Below are 12,889 nucleotides of genomic sequence, written 5' to 3' on the forward strand. Positions count from 1 at the left end.
TTTTTTATTTGAATACGTGACAAAAGCCTATCTTTTAATACATATTAAACATTGCACTTGAAATGCAAGGCACTTTATTTTGTAATATACTATATAAGAATAGCGATAAAGGAGTACTTTCATATGAAATCTATGGAACAAATGCAACAAGAAGTTGATGACTATATCAGTCAGTTTAAAACTGGTTATTTTTCTCCACTTGCCAATCTTGCAAGAATGACAGAAGAAGTTGGAGAATTAGCACGCGAAATAAACCATCATTTTGGAGAGAAAAAAAAGAAAGATACTGAAGAAGATAATACAATTAAAGCTGAATTGGGAGACAATTTATTTGTTTTACTGTGTATTGCAAACTCTCTGAACATAGATATGACAGAAAGCTTTAATGACACGATGAATAAGTTTAATACAAGAGATAAAAATCGCTTTGAAAGAAAATAATTTAAGAAAGGATGGGCACAAATGAAAATCGGTATAACATGTTACCCGTCCATGGGTGGTTCTGGCATTATTGCTACAGAGCTCGGTATTAAAATGGCAGAACGTGGCCATGAAGTTCACTTTATTACCTCAAATATACCCTTTAGAATACGCAAACCTTTACCTAACATGACGTTCCACCAAGTTGAAGTCAATCAATATGCCGTATTCCAATATCCACCATACGATATTACATTAAGTACAAAAATTTCTGACGTTATACAAGAATATGATTTAGACATATTGCATATGCATTATGCTGTACCTCACGCTGTATGTGGTATATTAGCTAAACAAATGTCAGGTAAAGACGTCAAAATTATGACAACACTACATGGCACTGATATAACAGTGTTAGGTTATGACCATACTTTACAAAACGCGATAAAATTTGGCATAGAACAAAGTGATATTGTGACAAGTGTTAGTCATTCACTAGCACAGCAAACTTATGAAATTATCAATACTCAAAAGGAAATCATCCCTATATATAATTTTGTACGGGAAAATGAATTCCCAACTCGTCATAATGAAGAATTAAAAGATTGTTATGGTATCTCTTCTGAAGAAAAGGTACTGATACATGTTTCTAATTTCAGAAAAGTAAAACGCATTGATACAGTGATTGAGACATTTGCAAAAGTTCATGAGAGTATACCGTCCAAGTTGATACTTTTAGGAGATGGCCCAGAATTAATCGATATGCGACATAAAGCACGAGAACTCGATGTGGAAGCACACGTACTCTTTTTAGGCAAACAAAATGACGTAAGCGCATTCTACCAACTATCTGATTTAGTATTACTCTTAAGTGAGAAAGAAAGTTTTGGATTAACTCTCTTAGAAGCAATGAAAACAGGCGTCTTACCTTTAGGGAGTCGTGCAGGTGGTATTAAAGAGGTCATCAGACATGAAGAAACTGGATTTATAGTAGATATAGGAGATAGTACACAAGCTGCAAAGTATGCTATTAAACTTTTATCAAATCCAGAATTATATCAAAAAATGCAATCCCAAATGCTGAAAGATATTGAAGCAAGATTTAGTTCAGATTTAATTACTGACCAATATGAAAACTATTATCGAAAGATGCTAGAACAAGGTGAGAACAGCAATGAGTCATGAGATATTTGAACAAGCAAAACCTATTTTAAAAAAAATTCAAAATAAAGGTTTTAAAGCTTATTTCGTTGGTGGATCAGTACGTGATTACATCATGCAACGACCTATACATGATGTTGATATTACCACCAGTGCAATGCCTGACGAAATAGAATCTATATTTGATAAAACCATACCAGTGGGTAAAGAACACGGTACGATCAACGTGGTATTTCAAAATGACAATTATGAAATCACTACATTTAGATCTGAAGATGAATACATCAATCATCGTAGGCCCAGTGAAGTGTATTTTGTAAGAGATTTATATCAAGATGTTCAACGTAGAGATTTTACAATGAATGCTATAGCAATGGATCTAAATTACCAGTTGTATGATTATTTTAATGGTCAACAAGATATAAAAAATCGAGTAATTCGTACTGTTGGTGTACCAAGTGAAAGGTTCTCAGAAGACGCGCTTCGTATTATTAGAGGGTTACGTTTTCAATCACAACTTAATTTTCAAATTGATTCAGACACATTACATGCAATGTCTTCTCATATTTCAGATATACAATATTTATCCGTTGAACGTGTAGTAGTAGAGCTTAAAAAGCTTATCATGGGAAACAATGTTAAACAAAGCTTTGAAGTCATGCAAAACATGAAAGCATTTAATTATATACCTTTTTTCAAATCATTTGAGATGTCTCATCTTCATATAGATGAGCCCATCACATTTGAACTTTGGATTGCAATCTTAATCGTCCAACAACCAAAAGATGTACAATTAAGCTCCTTGAAAATTAGCAATCAAGAAAAAGCAACTATCAAAAAATGGATTACACTCATCCAAACATTGCCTAAGATACAGTCAAAGCAATCTTTAATAACATTAGTATATGATTACAATTTAAAAGATATTGAAATCCTATTATCATTACATCATTTGCTTAAACAAAATGGGCTTACAACAGCCAATCAATTAATCATTAATGAAATAAGTATTCGCGAAGCAAATAAAAAATTACCTATCCATTGCAGAAAAGAATTGGCAATAAATGGTAAAGATATACTCAATCATACGAATAAAAATTCAGGACCATGGCTAAAAGATACACTTAGAGAAATAGAAATCGCAGTCATATCAAATCAAATAGCCAATACTAAAGAAGAAATATTAGAATGGGTGGATGCACATGTCAAAATATAGTCAAGACGTCATTAAAATGTTGTATGAACATCAATCAAATTACATATCAGGGCAATATATTGCCGATCAACTCAATATTTCTAGGGCAGGTGTCAAAAAAGTTATTGATCTATTAAAAGAAGATGGTTGTGATATCAAGTCAATAAATCACAAAGGCCATCAACTGAATTCATTACCTGATCAGTGGTATAGCGGTATTGTAAAACCCATTCTTGATGAACTTGGTCTTTTTAATCATCTAGAAGTTTATCACACTGTAGATTCAACACAATTAAAAGCAAAGAGAGCACTCGTTGGAAATAATGATACATTTTTAATCTTGAGCGATGAACAAACAGAAGGTCGAGGTAGATTCAATCGTAATTGGGAATCATCTAAAGGAAAAGGGTTGTGGATGTCACTTGTACTAAGACCTGACGTACCTTTTTCTATGATACCTAAATTTAATTTATTTATTGCTTTAGGTATTAGAGATGCAATTCAACAATTTTCGAACGAACGTGTAACAATTAAATGGCCAAATGATATATATATTGGTAATAAAAAAATTTGCGGATTTTTAACTGAAATGGTTGCTAACTATGATGCAATAGAAGCAATAATTTGTGGTATAGGTATAAATATGAATCATGTTGAAAGTGATTTTGATGAGGATATTAAAGATAAAGCAACAAGTATACGTATGCATTCCGATAGTAAAATTAATAGATATACTTTTTTAACTACATTATTAACTCAAATTATACATCGATTTGATCAATTTTTACATCAAACTTTTGAGTCAATTCGAGAAGAATATATTCACACTACAAATATATGGCATCGTCAACTTAAATTCACTGAAAATGATCATCAATTTTTGGGGGAGGCCATAGATATTGATTCAGATGGATTCCTTATAGTTAAAGATGAAGAAGGTCAATTACATCGACTTATGAGTGCAGATATAGATTTATAAACACAAAAATGAGGAGCGGACATTATGGGAATAGCAACATTTGCAGTTGTGGATTTAGAAACAACTGGAAATCAACTGGATTATGATGAAATCATTCAAATTGGCATTACATTTGTACGTCAGAATCAAGTCATTGATACATACCATTCAATGATACGTACCGATTTAGAAATTCCACCGTTTATCCAAGCCTTAACTTCTATAGAAGAAGAAATGTTGGTACAGGCACCTTATTTTAATGAGGTCGCAGATGACATTTATCAACTTATCAAAGACTGTGTTTTTGTTGCACATAATATCTCATTCGATCTTAATTTTATAAAAAAAGCTTTTGAAAAATGTAATATTCAATTTAAACCTAAAAGAGTCATGGATACTTTAGAATTGTTTAAAATCGCATTCCCTACAGACAAAAGCTATCAGTTAAGCGCATTGGCTGAATCACATCATATCCCGTTAAATAATGCACATAGAGCAGATGAAGATGCAAAAACAACTGCTAAATTGATGATTAAAGCTTTTGAGAAGTTCGAGCAATTGCATTTAGATACACAAAAACAACTGTACTATTTAAGTAAAAATCTCAAGTATGATCTTTATCATATTTTGTTTGAAATGGTTAGAAATTATCAAACCAAACCACGTAACAACCAATTTGAACAATTTGAACAAATTATTTACCGTAAACAAATTGATTTAAAAAAACCGGCTGTCAATTTTGATGGTACCTTAAAAGATTTATATAAAAATGTCACTCAATCATTAAATCTTACATATCGGCCACAACAGTTATACCTAGCCGAAATTATACTTGATCAGTTGATGCATAGTGATAAAGCAATGATTGAAGCACCTTTAGGTAGTGGAAAGTCTCTTGCTTATCTGCTTGCAGCAACAATGTATAATATTGAAACCGGTCGTCATGTAATGATTTCAACAAATACAAAATTATTACAAAGTCAGCTATTAGAAAAAGACATACCATTACTCAATGATGTTTTAGATTTTAAAATTAACGCGTCATTAATCAAAAGTAAAAATGATTATATATCTCTTGGTCTTATCAGCCAAATTCTTAAAGATGATACAAGTAATTATGAAGTAAATATTCTTAAAATGCAGTTACTTATTTGGATAACTGAAACAAATACTGGGGACATACAAGAATTAAATCTTAAAGGTGGACAAAAAATGTATGTTGACCAAAAAATTGAAACATACGTTCCAGTTCGTCATGATATCCATTATTACAATTATATAAAAAGGAATGCTCAAAACATACAAATTGGTATCACTAATCATGCGCACTTAATTCATTCAGACAGTGAAAACACTATATATCAACTATTTGATGATTGCATCATCGATGAAGCACATAGATTGCCTGACTATGCGCTAAATCAAGTTACCAATGATTTAAATTATTCAGATGTTAAATATCAATTAGGACTTATTGGCAAAAATGAAAATGAAAAACTACTTAAAGCAGTAGACAAACTTGAGCAACAACGTATTTTAGAGAAACTAGATATTGCACCTATAGACGTTTTTGGTTTAAAAATAAATATCAATGAGTTACATGATTTAAATGAGCAACTATTCACTACAATTTATAACATTATTCAAACATCAGACGTTTATGATGATGACATTCATAAGTATCATTACGTTTATGAGTTTGAAACGAGTGAGATTTTAAAAGATTTACGTTCAATCATAGATAAATTAAATAAAACAATAGAAATATTTAACGGAATGAATCACAAAACAATCAAGTCCATACGGAAACAATTATTATACTTACATGACAAATTTAAACTTATCGAACAAAGTATAAAAAATCACCATACTAGCTTTATTTCAATTAAAAATTTAGCACAAAAATCAACAATCCGGCTCTTAGTCAAGGATTATGATGTTAAGGATATCCTGACGAAACAAGTACTTGAAAAATTTAAGTCTCTTACATTTATATCAGGCACATTAGCTTTCAATCACTCATTTAAAGCATTTCAAAATTGGTTTAATGAAGACATAGACTTTAATACATTTGAAATTTCAACACCTTTAACATCATCCAACCATACAAATGTTTTTGTGCCCAATGATGTTGAAACGTACAATTATAAAAATTTAGACGATTATGTAGCTTCAATTGTTGACTATATTGTTGAATACATTACAGTAACACAGTCTAAATGTCTTGTCTTATTTACAAGCTATAAAATGATGCATATGGTTCAAGATTTGTTAAATGAATTACCTGAATTAGAAGATTATGTCATTTTAACCCAACAGCAAAACCAAAATTATAAAATTGTTCAACAGTTTAATAACTTTGATAAATCAATACTTCTTGGAACATCAACATTTTTTGAAGGTTTTGATTTTCAAGCCAATGGTCTTAAATGTGTAATGATAGCTAAATTACCATTTATGAATAAACATAATATTAAATACTGGCTCATGGACTCTGAATTCACATCAACTTTTAAAGATTATGTATTACCTGATGCTGTGACTAGGTTTAGACAAGGTCTTGGACGTCTTATTCGACACGAAGACGACAAAGGACTTATTGTGTCATTTGATGATCGACTAGTAAATAGCACATATAAAAACTTTTTTGCTCAATCACTAGAACATTTTAAACAACGAAAAGGTAACATTAAACAGTTTAATAAATTACTGGATCAAATACAGAGGTCTATCGATAAAGAGAGTAAAAGCTAGCTTTTTAGAAATCTATAATAAATCATATCGTATGATTCCAGTTACTCAACTTGTAGAAGTTAAAGACATATTTTGTTAAAATAAATGAGTATTTAAAAAGAAAAATATAGGAGTTTGGTTATGAAGACTACGATTAAACAAGCGAAAAAACATCTTAACCAAGAAGTAACAATTGGTGCTTGGTTAACTAATAAACGTTCAAGTGGTAAAATAGCGTTCTTACAATTACGCGATGGTACAGGATTTATGCAAGGAGTAGTAGTAAAATCTGAAGTTGATGAAGAAACATTTCAACTAGCAAAAGATATTACTCAAGAATCATCTTTATATATCACAGGAACGATTACAGAAGATAATCGTTCTGATTTAGGCTACGAAATGCAAGTTAAATCAATCGAAATTGTACATGAAGCACATGATTATCCTATTACACCAAAAAATCATGGAACAGAATTTTTAATGGATCATCGTCACTTATGGTTACGTTCAAAAAAACAACATGCTGTTATGAAAATAAGAAATGAAATCATCCGTGCAACATATGAGTTTTTCAATGAAAATGGCTTCACTAAAATTGATCCACCTATTTTAACAGCAAGTGCACCAGAGGGGACAAGTGAGTTATTCCATACAAAATATTTCGATGAAGATGCATTTTTATCACAAAGTGGGCAATTGTATATGGAAGCAGCCGCAATGGCTCACGGACGTGTTTTTTCATTCGGCCCAACTTTTCGTGCAGAAAAATCTAAAACACGTCGCCATTTAATTGAATTCTGGATGATTGAACCAGAAATGGCCTTTACGAATCATGCAGAAAGCTTAGAAATACAAGAACAGTATGTGTCTCACATTGTTCAATCTGTTTTAAATCATTGCCAATTAGAACTCAAAGCTTTAGATAGAGATACAACTAAACTAGAAAAAGTTGCTACACCTTTCCCTAGAATTTCTTATGATGATGCTATCGAATTCTTGAAAAAAGAGGGATTCGATGATATTGAATGGGGTGAAGACTTTGGTGCACCACATGAAACAGCAATCGCTAATCACTATGATTTACCAGTATTCATTACAAATTATCCAACTAAAATTAAACCATTCTATATGCAACCAAATCCGGACAATGAAGATACAGTATTATGTGCTGATTTAATTGCGCCTGAAGGTTACGGTGAAATTATTGGTGGTTCCGAACGTATTAATGATTTAGAATTATTAGAACAACGCATTAATGAGCACGAATTGGATGAAGAAAGTTATAGCTATTATTTAGATTTACGTCGTTATGGTAGCGTACCACATAGTGGTTTTGGCTTAGGCTTGGAGCGAACAGTAGCTTGGATTTCTGGAGTTGAACATGTTCGTGAAACATCTCCATTCCCACGTTTACTTAATCGCTTATATCCATAATTGATTATTCGTATTTATGTTCAAAATACCATTTTTGAAACGTCCAGTCATTTTAAGGCTGGGCGTTCATTTTAAATAGGAGGTAGTAATATTATGGATCTAATTCAATTAAAAACAAGACCTGTTGTTATAAGACGAGAATTGTTTGATCATTATTCAGAGTTAGGTTTGGATGAACAAGATTTAGTTATTTTGATAAAACTTTTATATGCATCTGAAACTTCTAATAAGCAACCTTCTATTGAGTTTCTTCAAAAAGGATCAACTATGGAACCTCGTCAAATTACTTCCGTAATACAAAACTTAATTCAAAGAGAATTATTAGAACTCAATGTTAATAAAGACGAAGAAGGTAAATTCACTGAATACATGAATTTAGATCCCTTCTATCACAAATTAAATCAATTATTAAAACATCAATACTTAAAACATGAGGAACAAGATAAAAAAGAGCAATTTAAGCAATTGTTTCAGTTAGTTGAGCAATCGTTCGGCAGACCACTATCTCCATATGAAATTGAAACATTAAATCAGTGGATTGATGTCGATCACCATGACTTATCAGTTATACAAGCCGCTCTTGATGAGGCACTTAGCCAAAATAAACTTAGTTTTAAATATATTGATCGTATTTTATTAAATTGGAAAAAGAATAATGTGAAAACAGTTGACGATTCAAAGAAAATAAGAGAACAGTTTAACAAACCAAAAATGAAGCATGTTGTTAAAAAGGTGCCTAAATTTGACTGGTTGAATGGAGAGAATCCTAATGATAAGTAAGAAAAAAGCATTACAAATGATTGATGTTATAGCGGATATGTTTCCTAATGCAGAATGTGAGTTAAACCATAGAAATGCATTTGATCTTACAATAGCTGTATTATTATCAGCACAGTGTACTGATAATCTAGTCAATCGTGTTACGCAATCATTATTTAGAAAATATCGAACACCCGAAGATTATTTAAATGTGAGTGATGAAGAATTACAAAATGATATACGCTCTATTGGATTATATCGCAATAAAGCCAAAAATATAAAAAAATTATGTCACTCTTTAATTGAACAATTTAATGGTCAAATCCCACAAACACATAAAGAATTAGAGAGTCTAGCTGGAGTGGGACGAAAAACAGCAAATGTTGTAATGAGTGTTGCATTTGGAGAACCTTCTTTAGCTGTCGACACTCATGTTGAGAGAGTTTCTAAACGTTTGGGAATTAATCGTTGGAAAGATAATGTAAGACAAGTAGAAGATCGATTATGTGATATTATCCCAAGAGATAGATGGAATAAAAGCCATCATCAATTAATATTTTTTGGGAGATATCATTGTCTTGCTAGAAAACCTAAATGTGAGATATGTCCATTGTTAAATGATTGTAGAGAAGGGCAAAAACGACATAAAGCAAAGATAAAGGAGGCGTGATGATATGATTGAAAAACAGGATTTCAATCATATAGAAGACCAACTTGATCAACTAGCAAGTAATAAACAACTCAAAACACCAGAAGCTAGGGAACTTTTAGATACTTATTTCGATTTAATCATTAACTATTTTAAACAAATAAATAACATAGATGAAATTCATTTTAATCAACTCGATACATATCCAGTGGTTCCAATGAATTTTGATGAACGCTATCATTATATGGTTGCACGTAAACACCATTTTATGGGCTATCGTCAAATGAAAACATTGAAATCAGAATTAATAAAAATGAATGCATCTTATCTAATTAGAAAGCAACGTCAACAAAAATAAATTTAATTTTAATTATTCTATTTTATACCTATATCAACATTCATAATTCACATTCGATGTAGTTAATCAAATTAATTAATAACTAGAGAACTCAGATTATTACTGCACATGCTAAATTTACTTTTCTAGGACAGAAAAAGCTCCAATTTCATTTTCTTGAAATTGGAGCTTTAAGTTTAATTATTTATGAAACTTTATAATCGAATATAGAGTTTAAATTGAATAGACGTGTAAATGTATTGCCTGAGTTACCTTGACTGGCACTATTTGAACTATTCGAGCTGTTTCCACTTGATGCTGAGTTAGAGCCACCATTTGATGAAGAAGATGTATCGCTACTTCCATGAACACTACGGTTAGTAGTATTATTATCAGAATGACCTGATACAGATAGACTGTCCGGTGAACTTCCTTGTACATCATTAGGCTTTTTGAAATCTTCACCATCTTTAGATGAGATACTAGACATTACATCTTCATACAAGTATTGTGGATACTCTTGTTCTGAATGACCGATAAATGAATTTGTTCCGTATTGTTTAACCTTATTGAAGCCCATCCATACCGACATAGTATATTCTGGACTGAAACCATTGATCCAAACATCTTTGGCAGCATTATCAGGTAAATTATACTTTTCGTATATTTCTTGTCCATACGTACCAGTACCAGTTTTCGCACCCATGTTTACGCCTGACACACCATGTCCATAAGCCGAACCATATGCTTTAAATGTACCTTTAAGAATTTCAGCTAACATATATGATGTATAGTCTTTCATAGCTTTGTGACTCGTATGTTCATACTCAATTGTATCTCCTTCATGAGTAACAACTTTTTGTATTGAATGCGCATTATTATAAGTACCACCATTTGCTATTGCTGCAAAAGCGGAAGCTAGTTGAGTAGGTGAGAATTCTGATGAAGATCCACCTAATACTTCTGAAGGTCCAATTTTGCCACTATAATCCAATCCTAATTTAGATGCAAATTTCTGAGGTGCATCATTACCAGCTTGACTTTTAACTTGTTGCCAAGTTTTTAAAGCTGGAATATTGAAACTTTGACGCAATGCATCATAGATAGATACTGTTCCATGACTCTTAGTATCATAGTTCTTGAATTGAGAACCATCTACCCAATATGACGATTCGTCTTGAACCGCATGATTAGTTGACCACTTCATATTTTCTATTGCAGGTCCATAAGCTAAGAAAGGTTTTAATGATGAACCAGTAGGGTGAGGGTCAGTAGCTTGGTTTCTTTCAACAACATTTTTATAATTACGTCCACCTGAGATCGCAACTAATCCACCAGTTTTACTATCTAGAATTGTTGCACCAACTTGTTGGTCTTCATTCTTGTAGAAAGAACCATTGTTAATTCGATTTTGTAACGTTTGTTGAACATCTTTATCCATATTAGTATAAATTTTTATACCACTTTGAAGAACTGAACCTAAATTTTTATCCTTAAAGTACTTGTTATTCATTAATTCAGATTGAACGAAATTAACGTAAGAATCATACTCAGGATTTTTTTCATTTCCAGTGACTTGGCGTTCTTTTTTAGTACGTTCAACTAAGTTAGCTTTAAGATCAATCTTCTTAGCATCCGCATATTGTTTATCATTAATACGGTTATGTTTATGCATAAGATAAAGCACAGTATCTTTACGATTATTAGCTTCCTTAGGATTGTTGTAAATGTTGTAAAGGTTAGGAACTTGAGGTAAACCAGCTAGATAAGCTTCTTCAGCTAAATTTAAATCCTTCATATCTTTGTTGAAGTAATATTTAGCGGCGGCCTTAATTCCAGTAACGCCATCCGAATAATAAATCTTATTCATGTAAACTTGGAATATTTCATCTTTGCTGTACTCTTGTTCTAATCTATAAGAAAGATAAGCTTCTTGTGCTTTACGACCGATAGATTTTTGTTGTGTCAAGAATGAGTCTTTTACAACTTGTTGTGTAAGTGTAGACGCACCTTGCGAACCAAATCCACCTGTTAAGTTTTTACCAATGGCACCAAATAAACGTTTGTAATCTAATGCTCCATGTTGGTAGAAACGGTTATCTTCAGTAGCTAAAACAGCATTTTTCATGTCTTTAGGAACATCTTTGATATTCACATGTTCATGTCGCTGTCCGTTATCAAGTGTTTTTACAAGTTCTCCGTTTTTATCGTAAATCTTTGCTGGAATTGGATCATCTAATTTTGATTCGCTAAATGCTGGAGCTTTCCACGCATAATAAGCAAACAACAAGATACCGAGTAGCAATAGAACGAAAAAGGCAATAATCATAAAACCTATAATCTTAATAATCGTTCTCTTTACATTCCTATTCTTTTTTCCATTGGACTTCCCATTGTTGTTCTTTTTAGGTTGGGAAGACCCTTTATTTTCCGTCATACGCGGTCCTCACTTTCATCTAATATCAACTTATCAACTGCCTTGAGGTAATTCAATCTTGGTTGATATTGATAAGGAATATGGTAACCATTTTTCCGAATTTCTTCAACAGTTATCGACTTTTTAATATTATTAATGTATCTTTGCCAATATTTTTCAAATTTTGAATAGGGTAAAAGATACACTTCATCAAGTGATTTAAAACGTATCATTAAAAAGACAATTCCTTTTTGATGATATGTATTTTTCATATGTTCTACTTGATGTGCATGAATATTATTGAGTGGAAATGAAGTTTTGTTCTTAGTTTCTTTAGCTTCAAAATCAATGTAATATCCATTATAGACACCATTATAATCAGTTGTTGAAGGAGTGCGAAAATAAGCCTCATTTATTACAGCCTTACTACGTTTCGGATAGTGAACATTAACTATTTGAACCGGAGTCGGCTTTTTATGAATAACTGCTATGCCACTTTTAAGATAGAAAGTATTCGATTGTTCAATATCTTTCTCAAGTGTCATACCTCGTCCACCATATTCAATATTACTTGAAAATGGCGAACTCTTACGTCCGTCCAAAGGCTTATTTTTAGAGTATGGTTTACCATTTGGATAATTCATCATAATTCACCACACAAGTTTGTTCCTATTTTATACTAAATGATTATTTAAAATTATAAAATTAAAACAAACTATCGTATTTGAATGTATATGTCACAAAGAAAACATACATCAATCACTATTTTAACTTGCTTATGCCAATCTGTCACGATTTCTTTCATAAATGAAAGATAAATGTAATCT

Annotated in this window: 11 protein-coding genes; 9 read left to right on the forward strand and 2 right to left on the reverse strand. The window is 31.6% G+C overall.

Translation table 11 applies throughout. The features are described 5' to 3' along the window. Positions 1–123: 123 nt before the first annotated feature. From HMPREF2663_RS05180 to HMPREF2663_RS05220, 9 genes are all read left to right on the forward strand, one after another. Positions 124–441 (forward strand): nucleotide pyrophosphohydrolase, encoded by a 318-nt coding sequence (locus tag HMPREF2663_RS05180; RefSeq protein ID WP_002446465.1) that lies wholly within the window; start codon positions 124–126, stop codon positions 439–441. A 21-nt stretch (positions 442–462) separates the two neighbouring features. Then, positions 463–1,605, forward strand: coding sequence for an N-acetyl-alpha-D-glucosaminyl L-malate synthase BshA (gene bshA / locus HMPREF2663_RS05185; RefSeq protein ID WP_002489963.1), 1,143 nt, complete (start codon positions 463–465; stop codon positions 1,603–1,605). Further along, positions 1,595–2,797: a CCA tRNA nucleotidyltransferase gene (locus HMPREF2663_RS05190; RefSeq protein ID WP_002490003.1), complete on the forward strand. Its 1,203-nt coding sequence runs from the start codon at positions 1,595–1,597 to the stop codon at positions 2,795–2,797. Before bshA ends, HMPREF2663_RS05190 begins: the two co-directional genes overlap by 11 nt. Then, positions 2,784–3,755: a biotin--[acetyl-CoA-carboxylase] ligase gene (locus tag HMPREF2663_RS05195; RefSeq protein WP_070592859.1), complete on the forward strand. Its 972-nt coding sequence runs from the start codon at positions 2,784–2,786 to the stop codon at positions 3,753–3,755. Before HMPREF2663_RS05190 ends, HMPREF2663_RS05195 begins: the two co-directional genes overlap by 14 nt. A gap of 24 nt (positions 3,756–3,779) precedes the next feature. Beyond that, positions 3,780–6,488 carry a helicase C-terminal domain-containing protein gene (locus tag HMPREF2663_RS05200; RefSeq protein ID WP_070845919.1) on the forward strand — a complete coding sequence of 903 codons (2,709 nt, stop codon included), beginning with the start codon at positions 3,780–3,782 and terminating at the stop codon, positions 6,486–6,488. A gap of 120 nt (positions 6,489–6,608) precedes the next feature. Beyond that, positions 6,609–7,901, forward strand: a complete 1,293-nt coding sequence (gene asnS / locus HMPREF2663_RS05205; protein ID WP_002439780.1) for an asparagine--tRNA ligase — start codon at positions 6,609–6,611, stop codon at positions 7,899–7,901. A gap of 93 nt (positions 7,902–7,994) precedes the next feature. Further along, on the forward strand, positions 7,995–8,681 hold the full coding sequence (locus HMPREF2663_RS05210) for a DnaD domain-containing protein (protein ID WP_002446459.1): 687 nt from the start codon (positions 7,995–7,997) through the stop codon (positions 8,679–8,681). Then, entirely contained in the window at positions 8,671–9,330 is a 660-nt protein-coding gene (gene nth / locus HMPREF2663_RS05215; RefSeq protein ID WP_002446458.1) for an endonuclease III, read from the forward strand. The genes HMPREF2663_RS05210 and nth overlap by 11 nt, the downstream gene beginning before the upstream one ends. Positions 9,331–9,334: 4 nt before the next feature. Further along, positions 9,335–9,667: a YpoC family protein gene (locus HMPREF2663_RS05220; protein ID WP_002457679.1), complete on the forward strand. Its 333-nt coding sequence runs from the start codon at positions 9,335–9,337 to the stop codon at positions 9,665–9,667. A gap of 184 nt (positions 9,668–9,851) precedes the next feature. On the opposite strand, the gene HMPREF2663_RS05225 is transcribed toward HMPREF2663_RS05220, so the two are convergent. Together HMPREF2663_RS05225 and recU are read right to left on the reverse strand one after the other, a co-directional pair. Further along, entirely contained in the window at positions 9,852–12,083 is a 2,232-nt protein-coding gene (locus HMPREF2663_RS05225; RefSeq protein ID WP_002490015.1) for a transglycosylase domain-containing protein, read from the reverse strand. Next, the gene (gene recU / locus HMPREF2663_RS05230) at positions 12,080–12,706 is read right to left on the reverse strand and encodes a Holliday junction resolvase RecU (protein WP_002476769.1); all 627 of its coding nucleotides are present in this window, start codon (positions 12,704–12,706) and stop codon (positions 12,080–12,082) included. Before recU ends, HMPREF2663_RS05225 begins: the two co-directional genes overlap by 4 nt. Positions 12,707–12,889 lie beyond the last annotated feature (183 nt).

Origin of the sequence: Staphylococcus sp. HMSC077D08 (genome assembly GCF_001837945.1) — a bacterium.
Lineage (GTDB): Bacteria > Bacillota > Bacilli > Staphylococcales > Staphylococcaceae > Staphylococcus > Staphylococcus epidermidis.